General features: G+C 41.6%; 23 protein-coding genes. 5 read left to right on the top strand and 18 right to left on the bottom strand.

Annotated features, from left to right (window positions below):
- Positions 1 to 3 precede the first annotated feature (3 nt).
- Together ACOQOA_RS08015 and ACOQOA_RS08010 are read left to right on the top strand one after the other, a co-directional pair.
- The gene (locus tag ACOQOA_RS08015; protein ID WP_420548124.1) at positions 4 to 1,191 is read left to right on the top strand and encodes a pyridoxal phosphate-dependent aminotransferase; all 1,188 of its coding nucleotides are present in this window, start codon (positions 4 to 6) and stop codon (positions 1,189 to 1,191) included.
- Between the two features lie 27 nt (positions 1,192 to 1,218).
- A complete protein-coding gene (locus ACOQOA_RS08010; protein WP_420548123.1) occupies positions 1,219 to 2,193 on the top strand; it encodes a 3-methyl-2-oxobutanoate hydroxymethyltransferase in 975 nt (324 codons plus the stop codon).
- Positions 2,194 to 2,227: 34 nt separating this feature from the next.
- On the opposite strand, the gene ACOQOA_RS08005 is transcribed toward ACOQOA_RS08010, so the two are convergent.
- The 5 genes from ACOQOA_RS08005 to ACOQOA_RS07985 form a co-directional block, all read right to left on the bottom strand.
- Entirely contained in the window at positions 2,228 to 3,217 is a 990-nt protein-coding gene (locus ACOQOA_RS08005; protein WP_420548122.1) for a helix-turn-helix domain-containing protein, read from the bottom strand.
- Between the two features lie 65 nt (positions 3,218 to 3,282).
- Positions 3,283 to 4,257 carry an alpha/beta hydrolase gene (locus tag ACOQOA_RS08000; RefSeq protein ID WP_420548121.1) on the bottom strand — a complete coding sequence of 325 codons (975 nt, stop codon included), beginning with the start codon at positions 4,255 to 4,257 and terminating at the stop codon, positions 3,283 to 3,285.
- A 128-nt stretch (positions 4,258 to 4,385) separates the two neighbouring features.
- A complete protein-coding gene (locus tag ACOQOA_RS07995) occupies positions 4,386 to 5,216 on the bottom strand; it encodes a phosphodiesterase (RefSeq protein WP_420548120.1) in 831 nt (276 codons plus the stop codon).
- Between the two features lie 11 nt (positions 5,217 to 5,227).
- A complete protein-coding gene (locus ACOQOA_RS07990; RefSeq protein ID WP_420548119.1) occupies positions 5,228 to 5,977 on the bottom strand; it encodes an HAD-IIA family hydrolase in 750 nt (249 codons plus the stop codon).
- A 44-nt stretch (positions 5,978 to 6,021) separates the two neighbouring features.
- Positions 6,022 to 6,684 (bottom strand): AraC family transcriptional regulator, encoded by a 663-nt coding sequence (locus tag ACOQOA_RS07985; protein ID WP_420548118.1) that lies wholly within the window; start codon positions 6,682 to 6,684, stop codon positions 6,022 to 6,024.
- Positions 6,685 to 6,843: 159 nt separating this feature from the next.
- Here ACOQOA_RS07985 and ACOQOA_RS07980 point away from each other — a divergent pair, with 159 nt between their 5' ends.
- Positions 6,844 to 7,746, top strand: coding sequence for a LysR family transcriptional regulator (locus tag ACOQOA_RS07980; protein WP_420548117.1), 903 nt, complete (start codon positions 6,844 to 6,846; stop codon positions 7,744 to 7,746).
- A gap of 45 nt (positions 7,747 to 7,791) precedes the next feature.
- Here ACOQOA_RS07980 and ACOQOA_RS07975 read toward each other — a convergent pair whose 3' ends face one another.
- Complete coding sequence (locus ACOQOA_RS07975; RefSeq protein ID WP_420548116.1) at positions 7,792 to 8,721, bottom strand: LysR family transcriptional regulator; 930 nt, start codon at positions 8,719 to 8,721, stop codon at positions 7,792 to 7,794.
- Positions 8,722 to 8,826: 105 nt separating this feature from the next.
- Between ACOQOA_RS07975 and nhaC the strand changes: the two genes are divergently transcribed.
- The gene (gene nhaC / locus ACOQOA_RS07970; RefSeq protein WP_420548115.1) at positions 8,827 to 10,269 is read left to right on the top strand and encodes a Na+/H+ antiporter NhaC; all 1,443 of its coding nucleotides are present in this window, start codon (positions 8,827 to 8,829) and stop codon (positions 10,267 to 10,269) included.
- A gap of 17 nt (positions 10,270 to 10,286) precedes the next feature.
- A complete protein-coding gene (locus tag ACOQOA_RS07965; protein ID WP_420548114.1) occupies positions 10,287 to 11,102 on the top strand; it encodes a hypothetical protein in 816 nt (271 codons plus the stop codon).
- A gap of 27 nt (positions 11,103 to 11,129) precedes the next feature.
- Here ACOQOA_RS07965 and ACOQOA_RS07960 read toward each other — a convergent pair whose 3' ends face one another.
- The 12 genes from ACOQOA_RS07960 to ACOQOA_RS07905 all read right to left on the bottom strand — a co-directional run bounded on the left by ACOQOA_RS07960 (position 11,130) and on the right by ACOQOA_RS07905 (position 24,343).
- Complete coding sequence (locus tag ACOQOA_RS07960) at positions 11,130 to 12,128, bottom strand: endonuclease/exonuclease/phosphatase family protein (protein WP_420548113.1); 999 nt, start codon at positions 12,126 to 12,128, stop codon at positions 11,130 to 11,132.
- The gene (ugpC, locus tag ACOQOA_RS07955; RefSeq protein WP_420548112.1) at positions 12,125 to 13,189 is read right to left on the bottom strand and encodes a sn-glycerol-3-phosphate ABC transporter ATP-binding protein UgpC; all 1,065 of its coding nucleotides are present in this window, start codon (positions 13,187 to 13,189) and stop codon (positions 12,125 to 12,127) included. Before ugpC ends, ACOQOA_RS07960 begins: the two co-directional genes overlap by 4 nt.
- A 14-nt stretch (positions 13,190 to 13,203) precedes the next feature.
- A complete protein-coding gene (gene ugpE, locus ACOQOA_RS07950; protein ID WP_420548111.1) occupies positions 13,204 to 14,115 on the bottom strand; it encodes a sn-glycerol-3-phosphate ABC transporter permease UgpE in 912 nt (303 codons plus the stop codon).
- A gap of 10 nt (positions 14,116 to 14,125) precedes the next feature.
- A complete protein-coding gene (locus tag ACOQOA_RS07945) occupies positions 14,126 to 15,007 on the bottom strand; it encodes an ABC transporter permease subunit (RefSeq protein ID WP_420548110.1) in 882 nt (293 codons plus the stop codon).
- Between the two features lie 79 nt (positions 15,008 to 15,086).
- Positions 15,087 to 16,394 (bottom strand): extracellular solute-binding protein, encoded by a 1,308-nt coding sequence (locus tag ACOQOA_RS07940; protein WP_420548109.1) that lies wholly within the window; start codon positions 16,392 to 16,394, stop codon positions 15,087 to 15,089.
- A 220-nt stretch (positions 16,395 to 16,614) separates the two neighbouring features.
- Complete coding sequence (locus ACOQOA_RS07935) at positions 16,615 to 17,616, bottom strand: Ldh family oxidoreductase (RefSeq protein ID WP_420548108.1); 1,002 nt, start codon at positions 17,614 to 17,616, stop codon at positions 16,615 to 16,617.
- 16 nt (positions 17,617 to 17,632) lie between these two features.
- Positions 17,633 to 18,280, bottom strand: a complete 648-nt coding sequence (locus ACOQOA_RS07930) for a DUF3726 domain-containing protein (protein ID WP_420548107.1) — start codon at positions 18,278 to 18,280, stop codon at positions 17,633 to 17,635.
- The gene (locus tag ACOQOA_RS07925) at positions 18,277 to 19,977 is read right to left on the bottom strand and encodes a hypothetical protein (RefSeq protein ID WP_420548106.1); all 1,701 of its coding nucleotides are present in this window, start codon (positions 19,975 to 19,977) and stop codon (positions 18,277 to 18,279) included. The genes ACOQOA_RS07930 and ACOQOA_RS07925 overlap by 4 nt, the downstream gene beginning before the upstream one ends.
- Positions 19,978 to 19,980: 3 nt before the next feature.
- Complete coding sequence (locus ACOQOA_RS07920; protein ID WP_420548105.1) at positions 19,981 to 20,973, bottom strand: membrane dipeptidase; 993 nt, start codon at positions 20,971 to 20,973, stop codon at positions 19,981 to 19,983.
- An 18-nt stretch (positions 20,974 to 20,991) separates the two neighbouring features.
- Positions 20,992 to 22,443, bottom strand: coding sequence for an aldehyde dehydrogenase family protein (locus ACOQOA_RS07915; protein WP_420548104.1), 1,452 nt, complete (start codon positions 22,441 to 22,443; stop codon positions 20,992 to 20,994).
- 150 nt (positions 22,444 to 22,593) lie between these two features.
- Entirely contained in the window at positions 22,594 to 23,469 is an 876-nt protein-coding gene (locus ACOQOA_RS07910) for a LysR family transcriptional regulator (RefSeq protein ID WP_420548103.1), read from the bottom strand.
- Positions 23,470 to 23,548: 79 nt separating this feature from the next.
- A complete protein-coding gene (locus tag ACOQOA_RS07905) occupies positions 23,549 to 24,343 on the bottom strand; it encodes a helix-turn-helix transcriptional regulator (protein ID WP_420548102.1) in 795 nt (264 codons plus the stop codon).
- Between the last annotated feature and the right edge of the window lie 60 nt (positions 24,344 to 24,403).

The raw sequence follows: 24,403 nt of genomic DNA, 5'->3' as shown, positions 1-24,403 counted from the left end.
AGAATGATGTTAGAGCACCCTTTGCTATCCAAAACTTCAGGTACTTTAGATGATGTGGAGTTTTCAGTTTTCGAAAGTCTCGTTGAGAAATTAAAAGCGTCCAATGCCGATCAAATAATCGGTTTGCATCAAGGAAAAACCACCTTCACACCATGTCCGGATGTACGGAACTGGAAGGATGGAGAATTTGAATTAGCACATAATACGCATGCGCCGCCTCAAGGGATTAAATCCTTAAAAGAAGCGATCTTAAAAGAACATATCAATCGGGGCCGGCATGATTTTACGCTGGAACAGATGATGATTTGTTCTGGGGCAACACATGGGATCAGTATGGCAACACAATCTGTCCTCAACCCCGGTGATCAGGCTTTAATTTTGTCCCCTCAATGGCTGTTTGCGCGTGGTGTCTTTAAGGCATGCGATGTAGATGTTTTGGAAGCCCCTCTATTTCTTGAACTCTGCAAAAATCCAGATTTAGACATCTATGGGTATTTGAAAGAGGCTATTAATCCGCGCATTCGTTTGATCTATTTTAACACACCGAACAATCCAACAGGTTATTCGATGACCCGAAAACAGTTACAAACTCTGGTGGATTTCTGTCAGGATCATAATATCTGGCTGATCGCTGATAATGCCTATGAATATTATGACTATAGTGAGGATGGATTTATCGATGCACGTGATCTGGAGGGGGGATCGGAAATCTGTTTCTCAGTCTATAGTTTTTCTAAAAGCTATATTATGCCGGGATATCGTGTGGGATATGTCATTAGCCCACAATCCCGTGCAAAGGATATGAAAAAACGTGGATTGTTTTCTGTTTATTCCATAGCAACGCCATCTCAATTCGGGGCGTGGCAGGCGTTACAAACACCACAAGAAAAACTGCTGGTTCAAAGAAACGAAACCTTATCTCTCGCTAAAATGACAGAAAAGCTGCTGGATGTGCCTCATTGCGGCTTTTCCGGGGGATTTTACTTCTTCTTGGATTTGTCCCGGATGGGTGAAAAAGGCATTCAGGAATTTTACAATGAATTACTCACCCAAGGAATTTCTTTAGCACCTGGCGAAGCTTTTGGTGCGGGCATGGGAAATTACGCACGCCTCTGTTTTACAGCTGTGGACTCCGACCTGCTGAAGCGCGGAATCTCAGTCATTAACGATCTTTATCAGTCTAAAATCTAATCAAGTCATCTGGAAGGAATTATCATCATGTCTCATGAACTTTTTGGCTATGTGGCCGATCAAAATAAAGATAGAAATGAAGTGCCTCGTTTGAAGATTAATTTATATCGGGATTATGAAGTCGCGGCAGTGGCAAAGGCATCTGCATATTTGCAGGAAGAAGGTTTCCCGTGTCGCGTTGAATGTGTAATGATTTCGGATTCGTATTTGATGACTCATATGGGCAAGTCAGAGACATCCTTGGAAACCGAAGACGCACAGGCAGAATTCTTTGATCTGATGAAAGGGTTAACCGAAGAAGTAGCCGATGCAACAAATAAGCATTTTCCATCTACGTCACGCCCATTTGTCTTGGCGGATATGCCCGATGGTTCAACAGCGACACCTGATAAGGCCATATACCATGCCTTACAAATGATGGATGTTGGTGCAGATGCCGTAAAGCTTGAAATATTTTCAGAAGATCGGTTTGAGATCGTAAGAGCTTTGTCTGAAGTGGGTGTTCCAGTGGTAAGCCATCTTGGTTATACGCCTCAAAGCGGTCAAAATAGAGCCTTTGGTAACAGTTTAGAAGAAGCACAAAAGCTGTTTGCTCATGCAAGGCGTGCACGTGATGTGGGCAGTATTGGTTTAGTATTAGAACGCGTGAATGAGTTGGTGAACCAATGCCTATGCCGTCCCTCTACAGATAGTATTCCGGTTTATAGTATCTTTAGTGGTAAGGCTGATTGGGGTGGGCAATCCTTAAATGTTTGGGATTCAATTTTTAAACCAGATTTTAAAGGTAGCTTTTTCCCGTCAACGGCGACAAGAGAGAGAGCTGATTATCCTGATTGTTATACGGAAGAAGCTTTAACGGCCTCTATGTATGAATTGATGCGTCAGGCTATTGTTGGTGAATATCCAAATTCACCAATGTCCAAGTTACAACAACAGGATTTGCGTAAGATTATCTGTTCCGATCCTTGGCATAAACCTGTTGAATATATACGTGCGGCATAGATTTATAAGTGGTGGTGTTTTTCAATGCCACCACTTAAAATTCGGATAACCGACCCGGTGAAAAGCCAAAGCATTTCTTAAAAGCTGTGGCAAAATTTGCAGGGCTGTTATAGCCGGCAAGATAAGCTGCCTCGGCGATAGAAATACCATCACGTTCCATGGTGGTACGTGCGCGTTCAAGCATAAATGTTCGAATATATTTTGATGCTGACATGCCATAGACTTTTGAAAGAAGTCGTTGAAGTGAATTTATGCTGATGCCAACCTTTGATGCGAGTTCATTGGTAGAGATTTGATGGCAGGCTTGATCACGTAAATACTGATCTATCTTTTTTAACCGATCGCGATCTTGGGGGCGTAATCCTGCCGGACAGTCTTGCGTACCATCGCTTATCAATTCCCGAAAAGCTTCTTCCACCAACATGATGACACGGCTTTCGATATAAAGGCTACGCAACACATCAGGAATATTGTCCGACGCAACAATTTGTTCAACCATGGAAATCGCATGGGAACTAGGTATCCAGTTTTTGCGTGCTAAATGTTTCGAGGTGAAATCTCGGATTTTTTGAATTTCAGATGAAGATTGAGAGAATTTTTCAAGCCATGAAGGTGAAAGGGAAATGACGATCTTTTTAATATAGCTTCCGCGTTTGGCATAACGTTTGAAAATTTCCATTTTACGTTGTGAAAACACGGATGCAATTGGTTTCCAGCTTTGCTTGTCTTCGTCAAAGATTGGCATGGGTATTGGGTCATCACCGATATATGCCTCAATATTACCTTCTAAGAAAAAAGAGATGCAGAGCCTTGGTTGGCATTCACGCATTATTTTCACGTCACGTACATCACATGCATCTGAAAAGTGGACGGAGAGACCTTCTTGTAAATTGATGAAATCTATATTGCCACGTAAAAGGTTTTCAGGTTCTGAAATCGGTGGAGATACACTAAAGGTGGGGAATTTTTTCCACAAATCTCCCTTAGAAGTATATTTGTTCAGATGACCTGAAGACAAAATCATATAAGCAGCCCATTATATAATAGATGATATGCGAATGATAATCATTATTAATAAAATGTGCAAGATTATTTTCTTACTTCATAGGGTTCAATGGCAAAGCGAAGTGCGTCATAAAAGGCAGGGGCATTGGCAATTGCATGTTCCAAGCCGCCATAAATTTTAAACTCAACATCAATTCTCCCCTCTGTGGAAAAAAGCATATCTTGTAATTCATTTACATTACTGACCATGCGATTTTCTTTGAGCCATTTTTTCCGGAAATCTGCATTTTTGCTATATTTCTCAGACCAGCCTGTAAGTTCTTCTTCTTCATCACCGACTGTTAGTCTTAAAGGTACTTTAGAGTTTGTAGATGCAAGTGTGTTATGAAATTCAATAATGTCACTCATAATTTGACGTTTATTGAACCATAGCGATGGGCTTGCTGCTGCGAAACGTTCAAAATGTTCCGTGTGGCTGTGAAGTGCATGTAATGTGAGTAAACCACCCAAAGAATGGCCATATAATGTTTCTGCGGATGTGTCCACACTATATCGATTTTGAATAAATGGTTTGATGTCTTGGACTAAGATATCAAGAAAGCTATCTCCTCCGCCTATATTAGACCATTTTTTACCATTTGGACGTTCGGGTAAATCATAATGATCTGCGTAAGGTGTAAGATCTTTTAGACGTCTCTCGAATGCCTTTTTAAGGTCACCATATCCGATCGATACCACGATTGGTGGACGTAGACTGGATCGTTTAGCCATTCTGGCAACCAGAGAGGTGAGCGTCGTCATCATGCCGAGCGATAAATCTGCATCAAAGGCATAAACGACAGGATAAGTCATAGACGTATTGTAAGTTTCCGGCGTTATGACATAAAGCTTTAATGGAATATCTAGTTGATCAGGATGAATCTCGTACTCATTCACCTGTTGAAGATATACTTTTGAACCTTGTATATTTTCATCAGCATAGGCGCTATTAGGCCCAACTGTTATTATTAAGCATAGAGCCAGCAATCTCCAAACATACAATCTTAACAGGTTTTTCATGTTCGTATATTCTCTTTGTTTGAAACTCATCATTGAGGATACTTTGTGTTTTTAACAAATATATCAATACAATTTACATGTTATGAGGTTTCAACAAAGAAATTAGGCGTTTTCGCAAAATACGTGTTTTATCTGGGGGCAATGCACCAATCATTCCATGGGCTATCTTCCATATCAAAAAGGTCTTCTTTTTCTAGCAAAAAGTCTTCTTGATGCACAATGGTCATGCCATCTTCATGTGTAATGACTGAATATCTGGGATTTTCTTTATTAGCGATGTATTTTGAGCAACCATCTAGTTGAAGGTTGATTTGAGCCATCATGGAGTTGGTTGAAGAAAAAGGAATACCCATCCATGATCCAGACACCAAACGATGTACATGGCCAAAAAAGATATGTCGTATTCGTGATCTATAGGGATGAATGAGCTCTTTAAACTTTTGCGCATTTCTCAATCCAATATTATCCATAGATGTAATGCCTAATGGAAAAGGTGGATGATGCATAAAAAAGAATATATCACTTTCATCTTGCTGGATTTGTTCATCTATCCAGTGCAGGCGTTCATCACAAAGTATTCCATGGTCATGCCCATGATCGACAGTATCAAGGAAGATAAACTTACCTAAGTCTGTTTCAAGGCATGACTGAATAAAAGTGCTGTTGGTTTCAGTCTTTATCTGCATAGGAAAATAGGATTTAAATTTTTCGCGATGATCATGATTTCCGATCAATAAGTGATAAGGCAGTCGTAATTTTTCTAGAGATGCATGAAGATTTTCAAAAGAAGCATTATCTCCCCAATGGGTGAGGTCACCAGTCACAATGACCATGGAGGCATCGTGATGTTTGCTATTGATGGATGAGATTGCACGATCAAGATGAAGTTGCGTATTCTGTCCGTAAATTAAGTGACCCCGAGGCGCCATGTGCGTGTCTGTGATATGAATGAATTTCATGATTTCTCCAATCAATGGGTATGGCGGTGCTGATGATTCATTAGTGCGTTGAGATCCATCATTGGGTTTCCATGTTGGATCAATTTGAAATCCAAGCCTGCCGTTTTGGCCCCTTTGCCATCTGTTTCGGGGTTGTCTCCGATAAACAGAGCCTGGGATGGAGATGTCTTTGCTAACATTAGAGCATCTTCAAACAGATTAATTTCGGGTTTACCTATCGAGGTAAATACTAAATCAGGTACGCATGATTTTAAGGCGGCAAGTAAGGCACCTGTTTCAGGGATGCGTGCACCATCCGGTGCTGGATGGCTGCCATCAATATTGGCGATGATGATAGGAGTTTTATTGAATGCGTGTCGGCTTAGCCTCACAAGATCGGTATATGTAAAATTTAAATTTCGGGTGAGGAGAACGACATCCGGATTATCTTCTGACAGTTTTAAGCCGCTTTCTTGTGCGTAATTTTTCACACTCTCTAAACCGTGAAGATCAAGTTTTTTACCTGGATAATGTTTGGCGATATAATCGACGGATGTTGTACCTGCTAACAGAATTCTTTCTGACGGAAAGTTGATGCCTAAACTTTTTAAATGTGCGCTTAAACTGAGTGGAGTATCTGTAGAGTTGTTTGAAACGATATAGAGTTTATTTTCATATTTTTCTATAAATTCTAGACATCCAGGTAAAGGTGTGCTGCCAGAAATTAAGCACCCATCCAGGTCACTTAAAATTGCATCATATTCATCTAGTTTTTTTGTCATTTGATTAGATTTCTTTTATTGAAAGTATTTGGGAGGAGAAAAGTCTAAGCTTTGATTTTCAACGTTCCTTGCAATGTATCTTCGGCTCTGGGGGCATGGTGGCAAAGATAGTCAGATGTTTGAGCAGCAAGGTCATGACCAAATTTAACCTGTATAATCGCTAACAATAGGTCAATACCTGCGCTGGCGCCGGAGGCAGTATAGCGATTTCTATCAATAACAAAGAGAGAGTTACAGAACTCAATTTGGTGGTATTGGAATTCTAACTCTTTGATTTTTCGCCAATATATTGCAACTTTATAACCATCCAGATAGCCATGACGTGCTAGGAATTCGACACCGCTATCTATCGCAGCCAATATGTGACAGCATGCAGACACATCAAAATTAAACTTTTCAAATTTCTCCTTCTCGTCGCAAAGTGCATAATCTTGTCCAACAATGAATAGAATATCGAGCGATGATTGGGAACTGGGTGTTCTATTTGAATGTACTGGTATGCCATTGCTGCTTATGACGGTACCGCCTGTCTTTGAAAATGTGTATATTTCATAATATTCGTAACCCAATATTTTATTCACAATCCGTAAAGTTTCCATCAAGGAAGAAAAAGATATCATTGAAAATCCAGGTAATAGATAGAATCCGATTTTGAATGATGTATGAGTTGCGATCTGGGCATTTGGAAAAGAAATAATTTTATTCATTTTCATGAACTTATACGGTGCTTCAGTTTAAAAAAAATTACGAAAGTATATCCGCATTCCTTGTTTCTATCTCAGTCTTAAAAATAATTATGTTATGATATATACATTAAATATCTATTTAAACTGGGAAAAATTATATAATTAATATATAAAAATTATATGAAAGAAGATAAGAAATTATTACCAATCCTCAAGGCGCTTTATGTGTTTGAGATAGTTGTTCAAGTTGGCAGTTTAACAAAGGCTGCGAACCGTCTTGGTATTCCTCAACCTTCGGTGAGTAGGTATATTTCAAACCTAGAGGCAATACTCGAAGTCTCTTTGCTGGATCGCCATCGTGCCGGAGTTTCTGTAACGCGAGAGGGTGAAATACTTTTTAAAGCTGTTGAGCTTGGTTTTGGACATGTGAATGCAGCGTTAAAGCAGATATCTACCCAATCAAAAGACAGGAAATTCTATATTTCCTGCACACATGGATTTGCGCAAATGTGGGTTCTGCCGCGTTTGGAAGCTTTGAAGAAGATGTTGCCAGAATGGGACATAAGGTTAAATACCTCGGATCAACAGCGATACGAAGATGAAGATGAATCTGATTTAGTTATACGTTTTGGATCTGGTCATTGGGAGAATATCGATGCCTATCACCTTTTTGGAGAAGAGGCTTTCCCAGTATGTGCGCCTGCTTATATGCAAAAAAATGGTTTGGATGTGCAAAATATCACGCCACATGATATTGGGCAGCTTGATTTAATTGCACAAGATTTCGGCGATCTAGGATGGATTAGTTGGTCTGAATGGTTGAGCCATTTTGGCCTGCAATCAGCAAATGCGCCTATTCAACATCCTGTGCCGAGTTATAATTTCATTTTACAAGAAGTCGCAAGAGGGAACGGTGTTGCACTTGCTTGGTCTCATCTTATTGAGCCTTATTTGTCAAATGGTTGGTTGCTGGAATTACCCAATATGCGTTTGCAAAGTGGTAACGGTTATTATGCAACTATGAAAAAAGGACATCCTTTGAAGAAGGTTGTTGAAAGCTGGTTAGCTGCTGCTTGTAGATAAATTGATTTCCTTACTTACCGTATGACTTGGTAAATTGAATATTCTTTAAAACCTATAGTCCGATATCTTTCTACTTTCCTTTAGAAACCAATTTATGAATATTTCAAATGAGTTATTCGCTACAATTAATGGGTTTTGGTAAATAAAATACTTACAAGGATTTGTTAAGGAGGTTTCGGTCATCACAACAAGACGTTTTGTTATTAAGGCATCCATAATTAGAGATGTTCTACCTAAAGCAACACCATGCCCCAATTCTGCGAGTTGCAATGTGATGTTGGATTGTGATTGCTTCTTAGGAGTATTTTTATGATCAGTTAATCCAAGTTTGTGAGCCCAATATCCCCAGGTGTCATCAAAATTATTGGCTGTTGGACTTTCATCGCTGAGTAAAGGAAGTGAGAAAATTACCTCTAAGTCGCTCTTTTTTAGAGGAAGCTTTAAGTCATGCTGTTTTGCAAAATCAGGAGAGCAAACGGGAACTAATTCTTCCTCGAATAAAGGATCAGCATTTTCAGGTAAATCATCTTCAGCAGCATAGGAAATTGCCGCATGTGCATGAAATAAATTGAAGTCCGTAGGTCTGGAAACTGTGTTTAATTCTACTTTGATATCTGGATGAAGATCGTTAAAAGACATGATACGTGGAAGAAGCCAACGTATGGCAAAGCCCGGAAATACAGAAATTACAATCTCATTTTTCTTTTGTTTTAGCTGTTCCAGCTCAATAGTACGTTGAATTTGATTCAAATTATGATTGGCAGAAACTAATAACTCATGTCCGGACGGGGTCAGGGAAACTTTGCGCCCTTCACGATTGAAAACTTTGAAACCAACCCGAACTTCAAGATTTTTAATATGCTGGCTTATTGCGCCTTGGCTAATGCCAAGTTCGTCAGCAGCTTTGGTGAAACTGTTGAGTTGTGCAGTGATAATAAAGATTTTTAAAGCTTGAAGAGATGGTAATTGATTCATTTGGTATTAGTTTTAACTTATAGTTGGATTAGTAATCTAAGATATGTGCGACTTGATTTAATTGCTAGCTTAAAATTTGATGTATTTAAATTTTAGGAGGAAGTTGTGGGGAAACAACAAAATCTGGATGGATATAATCCAAGTTTCATTCAATCGTTACTGACTTTTGGATCAATAGTTTTGGTGATCGGCTTTGGGCTTTTTTACCTAGGCGTTAGTTTGCACAGCTTGATGTTGGTATGTTTGCTTATTGCAGGCGTAAGTGCGTGGCGTTTAAGTGAGAATGGTTTCGCATCGATCCGTGATGCGATGAATGGCGGTGTGAAGGGGGCATTATCTGCCATTTATATTTTCTTCTTAATCGGTGTTCTGATTGCGGCTTTTATCCAAAGTGGCACCGTGGGGGCGCTGATTTATTATGGTTTGGAATTTGTTTCCCCAGGAATCTTTTTACCTGCCGGCTTGATCTTGTGCAGCTTTATGTCCATCGCGACAGGAACAAGTTGGGGAACTGTTGGTACAGCTGGTGTTGTTTTGATGGGCATTGGTGAAGTCATGGGAATCCCATTGCCAATCGTTGCTGGGGTTGTGGTATCTGGTGCGTGTTTCGGTGATAAAATGTCACCTGTATCTGATACGACCAACTTGGCAGCAATGTCGTCTAAGGTAGATTTGTACAAACATATTAAAAGCATGCTCTATACTACCGGACCAACATATTTAATCGTGTTAGTGGTCTATTCTGTGATTGGTTTTAGTTATGCTGATATGAGCCTTCCAGCAGAAGAGTTAAATTTAATGTTGGCAGGTATTTCCAGTACTTACTCTATTAATGTGCTTTGTTTATTGCCTTTTGTTGTGATGCTGGTGATGAGCTTTATGAAGATCAGTGCCGAAGTTTCTATGGTAACGGCTGCCGTAGTTGCTGTTCTGTTAGCGATCTTTATGCAAGGGGCTGATATGACCGTTGTTCTTGGATCTCTATATGGGGGTGGATCGTTCGAAACGGGTGTTGAAACTTTGGATAAGTTATTTGGCCGTGGTGGTATCACATCTATGATGTGGACGCTTTCTTTGGCGCTGATGGCTTTGGCATTGGGGGGAATCTTAAGCGGTTTTGGTTTCTTACGTGTTTTGATTACAGGCGTTTTGCTTCGTGCCAAACGAGCAGCAAGTATTGTGAGTTCCACAATTATTGCTTGCTTTGTTGGTAATATGACAATGGGCGAAGCCTATATGTCGATTATATTGGGAGGGCAACTTTTCCAAGACGCTTATGAGGAACATGAAATTGACCGTTCTGTTCTATCCCGTTCTTTGGAAGAAGGTGCAACTTTAACCACCGCTCTTATTCCTTGGACGACAGGCGGGGCATTCTTTGCATCCACATTGGGTGTTGATGTTTTGGATTATGCACCTTGGGCATTATTAAACTGGGGTAATCCAATTCTCTCTATCCTTTTCGCTTATCTTGGAATTGCGTTGTTTAAAGCAAAATCAGGATCTGGTTCGGACAAACTTGAAAATCCATCCGTAAAAACAGCTTAAAAGAATAGGAGTTAAGCATGTCTGATAGGATCGATCCTGTTGCTGAACAAGAGCATGTTTTAGACATCAGTATGTTACCCGCTGATTTACAGAGAGACGCACCTGTTTTAACTGTGAATCGTATAGGACAGACTGAAAATGCCTATATGCGTACAGAATGTTATCTGGGTTATGTTGAGCCTGAAAGAACCTATTCGTTAGGTTTTGACGGGATGAAACCAGCTGATGACATGCAGGTGAAAGATTTACCACAATCAATCAAACCACCGTTAACCATCTTAACAGGGCAATGGATTAGTGAGGTTGATTTGACCATTGAAGATGCGAACATTCTGGGGGGGAATGGTCGCTATTTATTGGAAGAAGGTGAGACCGAACTGCAAATTGCTGTCGCTGAAACAACACCGGAGCATCTCGCTTATTACGGAAGTCATTTGGTGAAAGTTGGTGAGGCTGTGAAGTTCACATCGACAGGGAATTTACCACTTACGATTACAGCTGTAGGTGAAGATTATCCTGATGGGTATTTGCTGGACCCTGAAAAAGGGGGAGGCGCATATCTTGAGGTCCATGATCGGCCGCATTTCCATATGCCCATGAATGAAGAATGTGGGGGATATCTAATCATCGGTAAGCGTCAAGAAAGTGGAGTGAATGAGGTGTCTGCCTTCAAGATTCCTTATGGTTACGGCGTGCATATGGCACCTTGGGCGATCCACGCGGATGCCTATCTGCAAGGGCCTTACATGGTGATTTATTCCGCCACGCCCCGATTTTCGACAGTGATTGTGCGAAAGCAAGATGGGGAATTGGCAAAGATCAGTTTTAAGTAAATGAATAGGGCCTTCAAGGCCCTATTTTTATCTATGTATAGTCAATGAAATCGCCTTGTGATCTGAGAGTGGCGTGTCATTATCAATGGGCTCGATGATTTGCGGATTAGAAGCGGTGAGTTGCTTGATACAAAACCAATCCAGTTTCATTTGGCGTTCAGGATGTAAGGTGATCAAGCTGGGGTTTGTGGTGAACCCTTCTGCATTATGCTCCCAATTATAGCCCTTTGTTTCAGCACTATGAAATAAGGTTTCCAATGTCCAGTCAGCGCCAGGTAAATGGTTACCTGTGTTGAGATCACCGGCAATCAAAACAGGTATATCTTTGGCAAATGCTTCAACTTCCTTAATTAGAAACATCATCTGATTTTCACGATGTTTTGTTGTGGTATTGCTTTCTAGATGGGTTGAAACGAAACAGATATCTTGTCCTTCCACTTCAATAATAGCTGCGATGGCAAGGCGCCCGCCAACACGTGGCTGATTGGCATCCGTATTATTGTCTTGCGGACAGAACCAGTGACCATGATCATCCAAACGAATAAGCCTGGCCTTTTTGATCGGGGCGGATGTTAGGATTGCATTTCCATGCCAGCCGAATTGATTATAGTCATCTTCACAAAAGGTAACTTCAATTTCGCTCCCTAAATCCATCTCAAAGAACTCAAGGCCATAAAGGTAATTCATGCCTAGCAGCTCTGCTAGTTTAGCCGTGGTATTCACCTGTTGTGTTCGGGCCATGCCGCTATCCATTTCGGATAATAAGATCACGGATGGTTTATGTTTCTCAATGAGTTCGGCGGTTTTCTCTGGAAAAAGGCAGCGTTCCAAATTCCAAGACAAAACCGTAAAATCGCCAGAGAGAGGTTTGTTTGATTTATGCAACTCTCCCTCTAGCACTTTCATAGCCTCTATTTGTTGCATGAAGCCACGATGGATTTCTTCAGTCCGCTCTGCACCTAAGATATCCAGACATATATTTTCAGGTACTTTTGGCAAAGAAGGCAGGATAGGCGTGTGCGTCATAGTTCGATTTTCCGACCTGTTTCATTGTCGAATTTATATAGCGCCTCAGCCGGAAAGCTTAAATGGATATTATCGCTTTTAACTTCTGTTTCACTTGTATCGGACAAGATGAAACTTTGATCTGCAATTTTACCATGCATCAAGCGGCTTGCACCTAATTCTTCTGTATAGTCAATGGTGAATGGTAGACTATTCTCAGATGCGTCATACGCATACTGTACCTTTTCCGGGCGAATGCCGATATGAATATTATTGTGATCTTGTGAGCCGAATAATTTGTTCACAAGTTTAAGTTCATTTTTGTCATTCTTATGCGTTACAGGCTTTGCAAGATCGATCAGGTTCATGGGTGGGGATCCCATGAAACTTGCTACAAATAAACTTGCAGGATTGTTGTAAATTTCACTTGGTGTCCCAACTTGTTCGACCACCCCGCCATTTAACACAACGATCCGATCCGCCAAAGTCATGGCTTCAACCTGATCATGGGTGACATAAATAGATGTAACACCTAGACGGCGCTGCAATTTCTTGATCTCAATACGCATCTGATTACGTAATTTTGCATCAAGATTTGAAAGGGGTTCGTCAAATAAGAATAAGGATGGGTTACGGACAATTGCGCGCCCCATGGCCACACGTTGACGTTGACCACCGGACAACTGGCTTGGTTTACGATCCAAAAACTCTGAAAGATTTAGAATCTCCGCAGCATCACGAACTTTTTGAGTGATCTCATCCTTTGTAACCCCACGGTTTTTTAATCCATATCCCATATTCTGGGCGACAGACATATGGGGATAAAGCGCGTAATTCTGGAAAACCATAGCGATATCGCGATCTGCAGGATCTACATGATTAACTTGGCGATCGCCAATATACAATTCCCCGCCCGTGATATCTTCAAGGCCTGCAACCATGCGTAAGATAGTGGATTTACCGCAACCAGATGGACCGACCAAAACAATCAATTCTCCTTGATTGATTTCAAGGTTTACAGGCTTAACAGCCTGAACGTTATTTCCATAAGTTTTTGTGATATTTTTTAATGTAACTTGCATGAGAATTCTTTCTTCTATTTCTCAGATTCCACAAGGCCCTTTACGAACCAGGATTGGAAGAAAACAACGATTAAGACAGGGGGTAAAACAGCAATCACAGCCAAGGCCATTGCCTGACCATGTTCAGGGATATTATTACCTTCTGCGTAAGCTAGAATGATCTGACGAATGCCGCGGATGATGGTGAACATGGTCTCATCTGTGGTGATCAAGGCGGGCCATAAATACTGGTTCCATCCAAAAACAAACATAATGATGAAGATCGCTGCGACCATTGTTTTGGAAATAGGCACCAAGATATCAATCAAGAATTTAAATGGTCCTGCACCATCGATCTTTGCGGCTTCTACCAATTCATCCGGTACCGACATAAAGAATTGTCGGAAATAGAAGGTCCCAGTAGCAGAGGCAATCAAGGGTAAGATCAAGCCTGTATAGGTATTGGATAAACCAAAACTGTGAACCACCTCATAGGAAGGTAGAATGCGAACTTCCAGCGGCAATAAAAGGGTTGTGAAGATGATCCAGAAAGCAAGCGTGGCAAATCTCAATCTGAAATAAACAATTGCGTAAGCTGCCAACACAGAAATCACAATCTTACCGACAGCAAAACCAATCCCGAGAATTAAGGAATTCATTAACATGGTGAGGCCGTCTACAGTCTCCGTAAAACCACCCTTTTCAAACATAGCGGCTCCATAGTTTTCAGCAAACTGATCACCAATGGAAAGCATTAATCCTTCTTTGTGTATGGTTACATGGTCATGTGTGGATGTGGTGAATGCCATCAGAACCGGCATCAACATAAAAAGAGAGCCAAGGATCAAAATAGAATGATCCATAACACTGCTTAGCTTTAGTTTCTTAGTTTTTGGTTTTTCCTTGGAAGACAGAATAACCGGATTTTCAGATGTCATATCAGTCATATGTCTTCTCCTATGTATAATGAATTCGTCGTTCAATCAGACGGAACTGGAAGACGGTGAGGATGAGAACAAGCACCATCAACAAAACGGATTGCGCAGAGGACCCGCCAAGATCGTTGCCGCGGAAACCATCGAGATAAACTTTGTAAACGAGGGTCATTGGGTTATTTGCAGGAACCGCTTTGACCAACATGTCGATAATGCCGAATGTATCAAACAGCGCATAAGTAATGTTGATGATAAGCAAGAAGAAAGCGGTTGGCGCAAGAAGCGGGAAGGTAATCGTCCAAAAACGGCTGAAGCCTGAATTGTTATCGATTAAGGCAGCTTCATTGATTGATTTTGGAATACTTTGTAGACCGGATAAGAAGAAGATAAAATTAACGGGTACTTGCTTCCATACAGCAACGACGACCATGGCTGTTGCTGTGTCATAATAATCAACACCTAATTTAAAATCCCAACCAAAATCAGCAACAAAATAGGTGAATAGACCAAAACTTTGATCGAAATACATAACACCCAAAAGACCTGCGACTGGCGGTGCAACAGCATAGACCCACATCAATAAGGTTTTATACGTGCTGCCCCCACGAAGAACTTTGTCTGCTTTATAGGCTAATAATAAAGAAATGGATAAAGAGAAAAAACTTACAAGAAATGTAAAAATAACTGTAAAGATCGCGGCTTTTCGATACTGGTTAGAAAGTAATGTTTCAGCATAGTTCCTTAACCCCACAAAAGTAGAGCCAAAACCAAATGGGTCTTCCAGATAAAAGGAAGATTGCATTGCTTGTACAGCAGGATAGTAGAAGAAGATCGCAATGATCGAAAGTTGCGGCAATAAGAATAGGAGCGGCATCCAGGGATTAGAAAAATTGGCCCGTTTCATGGTTTAAACATCCAGTCCGAAAATAAGGTAAATGCCGACGGTATTGCTACCATCGGCATTTATCAGGTCTTTAAAAAGCTTAGCTTGTTGTATCTGCGAAGCGGCTCAACAATTTGTTGGCTTCTTCTTCGATATTTTTGAAAGCTTCTTCAGCATCAGCTTCACCAGATAGGATACGACCATATTCACGGTTCATAACGTCGCGAATTTGTACGTAGAAGCCCATGCGGTAACCTTTTGTCCATTCACCTGCAGGTAAGGACAATTGTTTGATACCTGTTTCAGCGGCTGGGAAACGATCATAATGACCATCTTTTTTCGCCAATTCATAAGCAGCTTGTGTGATTGGCACATAACCTGTTGCTTTATGCCAGTCATACTGTGCAGCTGCAGATGTTAGATATTTGAAGAATTCAGCTGTTGCTTTGTTTTCTGCATCAGATTTACCGGACATTGCGAAAAGTGCCGCGCCACCGATGAATGTTTGTTTAGGGGATTTTGTAACTTTTTCCCAATATGGAAGCATCGCAGAAGAGAATGGGAATTCAGCAGTTTGCAATAAACCACCAAAAGAGCCAGAAGAACCAAGCCACATTGCAACTTTGCCTTCTGCGAATGGCTTTTGGTTATCACCCCAGCTTGCACCATAGAAGCCGAATAAACCGTCGTCTTTCCATTTTTTCACTGCTGTAAAGTGGTCTTTGATAGCAGGATGGTTGACTTTGATTTCAACATTTGTGCTGTCATAGCCGTTATTGTCAGACGCAAATTGTAGATCGTGACGAGAGAAGAAATTCTCTGTGAAGATCCATGGTAAGTGAGATTGGCTCAAAGGCACATAACCAGCAGCTTTCAAAGCTGGGCCAGTTGTTGTTTCAAATTCTTCCCAAGTTTTAGGGGCTGTAACACCAGCTTTTTTCAAAGCTTCTTCGTTGTAATAAAGAACTGGTGTGGAAGAGTTAAACGGCATGCCAATCATTTTGCCATCTGCATCCGCAAAGAAATAACGAACACCTGGAATGTAATCGTTGATGTCAAATTTAACACCATTGTTATTTAGCAAGTCTTGAACTGGAAGAACCGCACCTTTAGCTGCGATGACTGTTGCTGCGCCTGCATCAAAGACTTGTAGAATGTTTGGTTGCTCGCCCGCGCGGAAAGAGGCGATACCTGCAGTCAATGTTTCTTCATAACCACCTTTATAGACAGGTGTGATTTTGTAATCGCCTTGTGAAGCGTTAAAATCAGCGGCGATTTGGTTAACTGTTTCACCAAGTTGACCACCCATTGCATGCCACCAAGTAATTTCAGTTTCGGCATATGCTGCTGCGCTTGCAACCGCGCCCCAAGCGATCGCTGCAGCTGCAGCAATATTTTTAAATTTCATTGTCGTAACTCCTGAGAGAAGAATCATTTTTGCATAAAAGATCGCTTCTTATAGGAGGGCTTCACGAAAACTTGGTGACAGTTATATTATGAATAATTTCGTTTTTTGTGACAAATTTATGAAAAAGCTCGCTTTCTGGTTTCGTATAGGTTTCGTTTTCATAAACCTGTAACATGAATCAATCCCCCAAACTGTTCAGTTTGAGGGACTGCAATAATGATTATGTATTGAAAGATTTAATTTTCTCGATCAGATCATCACTGACTTCCACACCATCATCTTGATTTTCAATGCGATTGTTCTTACGGCGTGATCCCGGAAGACGGGCACCGTCTTGATCCGTAATCGCTGTACATAAATCTTTTACGCGTTCTGCAAACAACTCGCCGGAGAAATGTTGAGGCGAGATTGCAATAAAGAATTGGCCCGTCTTAGGTGGGCCACCAGCAGTACCAGCAAATGGACTTGCATCTTTACCTAAGAAAGCACCGGAGAGAGCAGCAGCAAAAACCTCAACCATTAAACCATTACCAAATCCTTTATAGCCACCACTTGGTGCCATGCTGCCTTTCAATGCAGCATGAGGATCAGTCGTCGGGTTGCCTTCTGCGTCAAAGGCCCAACCTTCAGGGATAGGCTTATCTTCACGGGCATGAAGATTTATTTCACTTTTTGCAATCACACTTGCAGATTGGTCAATGACAAAAGCCGCGTCCCCATCTTCCCCCGGAATAGCCAAGGAATATGGGTTCGTGCCTATTACAGGTTTCTTGCCACCCACAGGCGCAATTGAGGCCGGCGCATTTGTAAAGCAAAGTGCCACAAGTCCTTCTTTCGCGAGTGTTTCTGCATGATAGGCTAAGACACCACAATTATAGGAGTTATAAATCCCAAGGGCCGCAATACCATTTTCTTTTGCTGTTGGAATCAGTTTTTCAAAACCTGCATCAATAGCAGGATGTGCAAAGCCAGAATTAGCATTTACATGAATAGATGAAGCTGCTGTTTGTTTGACCTCTGGTTTTGCATCGCCAATGACCTTTCCGCATTTCACATGTTCACAATAAATCGGGATATAAACCAATCCATGGCTACGAATGCCATCAATTTCTGCAGCCGCGGCCGCACGCGCCATGGAACGTGCAGATGTTTCATTTGTACCCGCACCTAACAAGGCATCAAACGCTAAAGTTTCTATTTCTGTTGCAGTTAATTTTGCCATTATTCTTATCCGTTATTTAATCTGTATCTACCAAGCCAGCACCAGCCCCGCTGAGGCGTGAGGCCTCCGTTGCTTCTACGAGGCTATTTTTGAAATGTTTTAGAATGCCAGCCCATCCCGATTGGCTTACTAATATATTATGATGATCGTTTAAGGCCGTGCGTATTTGACCGTTGTCCAATTGAACCACTTGGTTTGTGGAAATAGTTAAATCGCCGATCTGCGGATTATTTATATCCTCTGAAGCAGAGCAGTTAATCATAGCCCCAGTAGGAGCAAGTGCTTTTACAAAGGCTTTAGCTAACGCTGGTGAATCAACATGCTCAACCCTGATTTCACGCCTTTCATCACCATTTATGAGCGCTAATTGATCACTTGCAATGACACCTGCGCAAATTGCAGATGTTACAGAACCGGATTTGGCGGATAGCTTTATCTGGCCTTCCAATTCATTTTTTTGCAACTTCATGGATGATGGGTTGTCAAAAACTGTATCTAGGGCTTTTGCTAAAGGACCCGTAGGGTCAATTCCTTGTTTCGCTAACCATATAGCTACTGTCGCCACATCTTCAGCAACGCCATAGGAACAGCCTGCACCAAAAGCTGCGCGACTAGTAAAGAACATTAATTCGCTTAATGAAACCGGACCAAATGTATCTGTCATGATCTTACCTCCGGTTTAACTGGATAAGCCCATGAATCTGGGTTTACATCCAAGATTTCATCCAAAAGAGGGGCACCTTGATACATGTTAATGCGTGTCCATAGACTTGATTTAGGGTCAAATTTATTGGCACCAAAGAAAGCCAATTTAAAGCGTAATAAGTCTATGGGGCGGGTATCATCACTGATCAAATTGTCATAGACTTCACCATAGGGATAATTGGCAATGGTTTGAATGCGTCGAACCACATGGCGAAATTCACCATGTTCTATCAAAAAATCTGCAATCGTGATGTCTTTATTCAGATCTTTAATAGCTGCTTTTAAGGCCACCACATCACGTGCAATAGCCAAAGGCATTTCTAACTCTGCACCGGGTACGTCAGTGCGACTCCCAAAGCGTGGCTCTAACTTCTCTTCAGAATAATACCAGAACATGGCATTATTACTTTCCTTGGCGAAATTTATATCATCTACCCAGGCATAATGTGTTTGAAGGAATTTCTGAATTTGAGACAAAGGCATTGTCGGGTCAAAGTCCTTGCCTTGCTCTTCAAACATTTGATCTGCTAGCTCATCAACCAAGTCGCCATTACATTCAATGATTAAACTCTCAACAAAAGAAAGGGCCTCAACAGAAAGATTATTGGCCGTAAAGATATAGGCGTCATTCCAATATTGATTGGATGCGGTATCATTGCCATTCAGCCAGTGATCAAAGGTGTTGATGTCGCCACGTAGCTCTTGAATATCTGCGGTTTGTGTTTGATCTTCCACATTCCATTGATCCAGATGTTTTAAAACCACTGGCATAAGAGCTTTTAATTTGGATTTAGCAGTTAATGGATCAACGGACTGATTGCGACAACGGCATAAGGCTTCTTCTTTCAAGTTCACCCATTGATGCATCAATTTAGAATGTTTTAACAAGAACGGCGCCATGCCTAGGCCCGTTGAGTTTCCAATTCCCAAAAAGCGTTTGATCGTATCATCCAATTTAATCGCAGTGTCTGGCGCTTGTGTTTTCGCAATATGGTCAATCAGGTCAATAGTGAAGCTGCGAAATAGATAGACAGCCAACATTTCAGCATGAAAAGAAGCCTGAATTTCAGCGCGTCCATCGGTGGCGGAACGATCCGCACAGCCAAATTTCCCGCTGCCATAAACGGCTGTTGTTCGCATCAAATATCCAACGGCAGCAACATCATCAATATTGGGTTGTTGTCCGGCCTTTAAGCATTCCAACATGGTTGCGAACATACGCAGGCTTTTATTTGCACGTCCTAGCACAAGTTCCTTTTGACTAAATCGCCCAGCTTCTTGTTTAGGCGTGTTTTGAGACAAACGTTCGATATCTTCGCGGGAAGGAATGCCATCAAACAGGTTAAATGTTGCATCCCATGCTTCTGCGATGACACGATCGGTGCGTTTCTCTGGCGGTAGATCATGGGTGAATGCCACCAATGAATAGGACCTTTCGCCGGTATGTGCTGTATAGACAGCGTGACCAAAACCATCTGAGTTAATGTTAAACTCTCTACGTTCCAGTTTCCATTTCTGGGTATGGATTTTACGGATCAGATTTCTCATGAAACTGAGGCGAGAAGAAAATGAGGTGCCCATTTTCTTTAACGTTAAAATTTCGGCAGCCGGCCGTTTCCCTATTCTTGTTGACGCTTTTTGCTGTTCTGTCGTCATTTCTTAGCTTTCCTTGGCAGAAAATGATTTTTCAAAGAATGACAGCCAATTTTCACCCGCAATTTTTGCGATTTCTTCGTCGTTAAATCCAACATTGGACAGGCCTTTTATTATATTTTTAAAGCCTCGGTTATCTTGAAACCAATCAGGTTGATCTGGAAAGCCTGCTGCGGATTTACTACCTTCACCGTAATCCATTTCGTTGGTCCATGTGCCATTTCGCATCCATTCTACCACACTATCGGGCTGGTTTTGGCATAAATCACTGCCAAAACCGAGATGATCGACGCCAAATTTCTCCGCACTATCTGCAATCATCTGGCAGAAGCTTTCCAAGCTGCAATTGGATTTATCTTTTAAATGGTGGGGGTACATGGAAAATCCCAGCATTCCGCCACTTTCCGCTAAAGCACTAATCACCGTATTTGATTTATTACGTAAAGCTTCAAACCAGAAGGATGGGTTTGCATGGGTGATGGCAATAGGACGTTCGGAAAGTTCAATGGCTTCTAGCGTTGATTGTTCTGCAGAATGGCTCATATCAACCACCAAACCCACACGGTTCATTTCACGAATAACCTGGCGTCCCATACGGGTAATGCCGGGGTCATTTGCCTCATAACATCCTGTCGCAAGCAGGCTTTGGTTGTTATAAGAAAGTTGCATAAAACGTGCGCCCAGATCATGCAGGACTTTTACCAATCCAATATCATCTTCAATTGGTGAACAATTCTGAAAACCGAAGATAATGGCGGTCTTTCCTTCGGCCTTTGCACGTTTTACATCGGCGGCAGTTTTACCATGGATAATATAATCAGTATATTTCTGAAAATATTTGTTCCAAGTGATCATATTTTCAACGGTCTCAGCAAAATCTTCATGATAAGCAATGGTGATATGAACGGCGGAAACTTCCCCTTCACGCATTTGCTTAAAGATATCTTCGGACCAATTATTATACTGTAACGCGTCAATGATCAGTGGTGTTTGTCCCATTTCCCATATCCCGTCTTTTTAGAATGGTGAACCAGAGAAAATGTAAGATGTTTTCACTTGTGTATAGAATTCTTCTGCATATTTCCCTTGTTCGCGGGACCCATAGCTAGAATTTTTCCGGCCACCGAATGGAACATGATAATCAGTACCTGCAGTCGGCAAGTTGACCATGACACAGCCTGTTTCTGCATGACGGCGGAAATGTGTCGCCTTTGCCAAAGACTGGGTAATGATGCCTGCTGTTAGGCCGTAATCTGTGTCATTAACTGTTGCTAAGCCTTCCTCATAACTGCCTACTTTGATCACACATGTTGCCGGGGCAAACATTTCTTCGCGATTCACGCGCATTTGGTTGTTGCCGCCCAATAATAAGGCTGGTGACATATAAAAACCGTCATGTTCAAGGTTTAAACGCTCACCACCATAGGCAATTTCACAACCTTCTTCAGCGGCCAGCTTCATATAATCAAGGTTGGCGTTTAATTGTGCTTCGCTTGCAACAGGACCAAGTTGTGTGCCCTCAGTTAATGCGTGACCAACTTTAAATGCTTTTGTGGCTTCTAACATACGTTCTACAAATTGATCATGAATGGATTCATGAACAATTAAGCGGGAAGAAGCTGTACATTTTTGACCTGTCCCGCCAAACGCACCGCCCGCTGCTGCAGGAATTGCGATATCCAAATCCGCATCATCCATGACCAAAAGGGCGTTTTTGGAACCAAGCTCTAATTGGAACTTGGTGAAGTTTTCAGCGGAAGCGCGGGCAATTGTTTTGCCTACCTGATAGGAACCTGTGAAAGAGATTGCGTTGATTTCTGGATGTTCAATCAGGTTTTGGCCAATTTCTGCACCGGATCCCATTACCAAACTGAACAAGCGTTTTGGGATATCCTGACGGGAAATGATTTCTGTTAAAGCCCACGCACTTGCAGGGGTCAAGTTCGCAGGCTTCCAGATCACCGCATTGCCATAAGCTAATGCAGGTGCGATTTTCCAACTGGCTGTTGCAGTTGGGAAGTTCCAGGGTGAAATAACACCGACAAGGCCCATTGGTTCGCGGCGAATATCGACTTCCACGCCATCACGTACGGAATCTGCATTTTCACCAATCTGGCGTAGAACTTCTGCTGCATAATAAGTAAAGAACTGGCCTGCGCGGTAGACTTCGCCAACGCCCTCAGCGCGCGGTTTACCTTCTTCACGTGCCAAAAGTTCACCAAGCTCTGCACTTCGGGCCATCATTTCTTCGCCGATTTTATTTAAGACAGCCTGTCGTTTTTCTAAGCTGGTTGCTTGCCATTCTTTTTGTGCTTGCTTAGCCGCCTCAATTGTTTCTTGAAGTTGCGCTGCAGATGCTTGGGCATATTGCCCAATCACATCAGAAATATCTGAAGGGTTAATGTTATCAATTGCGTTGTTACTTGTTGCCCATTCACCTGCAATGAAGTTGCGATATATTTCTGACATTTTTATCTCTCAAAATTCATATGAAAAGTTAGGTTTGATAAAAAGGCAGCTAGGAATTTAATTCAATGGAATAAAATTGTAATTTACTTCAATTTTATTGAAGTGATATTTGTGGGATCCAAAAACAGAAAATAAAACACCAGTTTATGATCAAGTTTTAGATTGAGTTTGATTTTTAAAATGTGTCAGAAATAAATCCGAAACAGGCGTTGCAGGGCGTGTCGGATTTGTAATCAATCCAACGGGGCGCGTGTTTTCTGTTAAATTGACACTGCAAATATCGATGCCCGGGATATCCATTGACACAGAAAGGCGGGGTAGTACTGTGAGACCTACGCCGGCGGCGACTAAAGCCAAAATAGAGGATGTATTATGTACATTCATGCGGGATGCGTTATGAAATTCCTGCAACATTTCATCAGTTGATGTGGCAATAATCCCATTTGTAATGCAGGGAAATGAAAACAGGCTTCGGATATCTATAGATCCATCGGGAATGTTGATAGGAAAGCTTTTAGGAAAAACGAGAACCAGTTCATCATCATAAATTGGCTCAAAATCTACTTTTGGATTATTTGGGATGCCGCCAATGCCGAAATCCAATTTCCCTTGTTCGACCCAGCGGGCGATCGTGGCTGTATCCATATCCCATAATTCAATATCCACATGTGGGTATTCTTTTTTAAATTCTTTTAGAGCTTTAGGCATTAAGGATGTCGCCACTGAAGGAATAGAAGCAACCTGCACTTGTCCAAGATGTCCCTTGGCAAAGGCTTGCACATTTAACAAAGCCTTCTCATATCCGCCCACTTGTATCAAGGAAGTGTCATAAAGATATTGGCCAAGTGGTGTTAACTGGTTCTTACGATCCGTTTCAAATAAAGTGCCGCCGACTTCTTCTTCCAATAATTTTAATGCCGTTGAAACAGCAGAAGCAGAGCGCCCTACTTTTTCCGCTGCATCATGGATGTTGCCAGCTTCTACGACAGCGATAAACATTTTTAAAACTGAGATCTTGATATTCATCTATCAATTCCTGAAAAATTGAAATTTGATAAATATTATTTCAGTTTTATTGAAAAGTCATCTGTCGATTGGTTGAGCTTTATAAAGAGCGTGTCGTTGTAAAATTATTCTCGTTATCTTCCAGCAGATACTTTTTGACGACTGGATCAATCTGGGGGCTGTTAAAAGGAAAAATCCCTGTCGCTGCAATAGCTTCGCGTGCTGTGATTTTCGTTGGTACCCGTTTCCAGATAATTTTGGTGTTAAAAGGGATAGGCTGTGGTTGAAAAGCAACACCAAATGATAAGCCACGTAGATACTGGATTTGTTGACGATGTGCAGGAAAAAGAATGGTTTCCGAAATAACGCCGTCATCTGATCGAGACCTTTCCACCAGATAGATTTTATTTCCACGAAAAGCAACTAACCCGTCATAACGTGTGCGCATGATAACGCTGCTATCCGGGTTGCTTGCGCGTTCGTTAGAATGAGAAACCACAACGCCATCTTCTTCTCTTAACCAAAAGAGAGAGCGCATGATATGCCCTTCCCAAGAGGGAGAAATAAAATGGGCGTGATATACTCCAAGATATCTCCGAAGATGCTTCGCCTGATTTTTGAAGACATCCGCCATGAATTCAAGGGGGGAAGTTGTATTGGGGGATTTCTGGTTGATATGTTCAATTACGAAAGCCTCATGATCCAGCATCAAGCTTTCTTCGCTCACTTTAAAATAACGCGCTATTCTGCGTAAGTTATGAGCTGATGGCATACCTGCACCATTCACATAGCGGTTGAATTGTTGACGGTTGATGCCGATTTCCCGACATATATGAGCCATGCTGCCGTAATCTGCACAAAGGCTTCGTAAGTTTTTTGAAAAATTTTCAATCATATTGGTATTTTTTTACGCAGTTAGATATAAAATAGCGTAAGAACGCGTAAGAAGTATTAT

It is taken from the genome of Curvivirga sp. (genome assembly GCF_965219885.1).
GTDB lineage: Bacteria > Pseudomonadota > Alphaproteobacteria > UBA8366 > Aestuariispiraceae > Curvivirga.
Note: the sequence above shows the minus strand (reverse complement) of the source record. Positions and strands in the feature narration are given on the sequence as shown.

Bases quoted from the DNA above. Each gene is read 5' to 3' on its own strand.
- ACOQOA_RS07925 (WP_420548106.1), bottom strand. From the start codon at position 19,977: ATGACGACAGAACAGCAAAAAGCGTCAACAAGAATAGGGAAACGGCCG.
- ACOQOA_RS07995 (WP_420548120.1), bottom strand. From the start codon at position 5,216: ATGAAATTCATTCATATCACAGACACGCACATGGCGCCTCGGGGTCAC.
- ACOQOA_RS07915 (WP_420548104.1), bottom strand. From the start codon at position 22,443: ATGTCAGAAATATATCGCAACTTCATTGCAGGTGAATGGGCAACAAGT.
- ACOQOA_RS07980 (WP_420548117.1), top strand. From the start codon at position 6,844: ATGAAAGAAGATAAGAAATTATTACCAATCCTCAAGGCGCTTTATGTG.
- ACOQOA_RS07930 (WP_420548107.1), bottom strand. From the start codon at position 18,280: ATGACAGATACATTTGGTCCGGTTTCATTAAGCGAATTAATGTTCTTT.
- ACOQOA_RS08010 (WP_420548123.1), top strand. From the start codon at position 1,219: ATGTCTCATGAACTTTTTGGCTATGTGGCCGATCAAAATAAAGATAGA.
- ugpC (WP_420548112.1), bottom strand. From the start codon at position 13,189: ATGCAAGTTACATTAAAAAATATCACAAAAACTTATGGAAATAACGTT.
- ACOQOA_RS08005 (WP_420548122.1), bottom strand. From the start codon at position 3,217: ATGATTTTGTCTTCAGGTCATCTGAACAAATATACTTCTAAGGGAGAT.
- ACOQOA_RS07910 (WP_420548103.1), bottom strand. From the start codon at position 23,469: ATGAATATCAAGATCTCAGTTTTAAAAATGTTTATCGCTGTCGTAGAA.
- ACOQOA_RS08015 (WP_420548124.1), top strand. From the start codon at position 4: ATGATGTTAGAGCACCCTTTGCTATCCAAAACTTCAGGTACTTTAGAT.
- ACOQOA_RS07975 (WP_420548116.1), bottom strand. From the start codon at position 8,721: ATGAATCAATTACCATCTCTTCAAGCTTTAAAAATCTTTATTATCACT.
- ACOQOA_RS07960 (WP_420548113.1), bottom strand. From the start codon at position 12,128: ATGACGCACACGCCTATCCTGCCTTCTTTGCCAAAAGTACCTGAAAAT.
- ACOQOA_RS07940 (WP_420548109.1), bottom strand. From the start codon at position 16,394: ATGAAATTTAAAAATATTGCTGCAGCTGCAGCGATCGCTTGGGGCGCG.
- ACOQOA_RS07965 (WP_420548114.1), top strand. From the start codon at position 10,287: ATGTCTGATAGGATCGATCCTGTTGCTGAACAAGAGCATGTTTTAGAC.
- ACOQOA_RS07945 (WP_420548110.1), bottom strand. From the start codon at position 15,007: ATGAAACGGGCCAATTTTTCTAATCCCTGGATGCCGCTCCTATTCTTA.
- ugpE (WP_420548111.1), bottom strand. From the start codon at position 14,115: ATGACTGATATGACATCTGAAAATCCGGTTATTCTGTCTTCCAAGGAA.
- ACOQOA_RS07935 (WP_420548108.1), bottom strand. From the start codon at position 17,616: ATGGCAAAATTAACTGCAACAGAAATAGAAACTTTAGCGTTTGATGCC.
- ACOQOA_RS07985 (WP_420548118.1), bottom strand. From the start codon at position 6,684: ATGAATAAAATTATTTCTTTTCCAAATGCCCAGATCGCAACTCATACA.
- ACOQOA_RS07920 (WP_420548105.1), bottom strand. From the start codon at position 20,973: ATGGGACAAACACCACTGATCATTGACGCGTTACAGTATAATAATTGG.
- ACOQOA_RS07990 (WP_420548119.1), bottom strand. From the start codon at position 5,977: ATGACAAAAAAACTAGATGAATATGATGCAATTTTAAGTGACCTGGAT.
- ACOQOA_RS08000 (WP_420548121.1), bottom strand. From the start codon at position 4,257: ATGAAAAACCTGTTAAGATTGTATGTTTGGAGATTGCTGGCTCTATGC.
- ACOQOA_RS07905 (WP_420548102.1), bottom strand. From the start codon at position 24,343: ATGATTGAAAATTTTTCAAAAAACTTACGAAGCCTTTGTGCAGATTAC.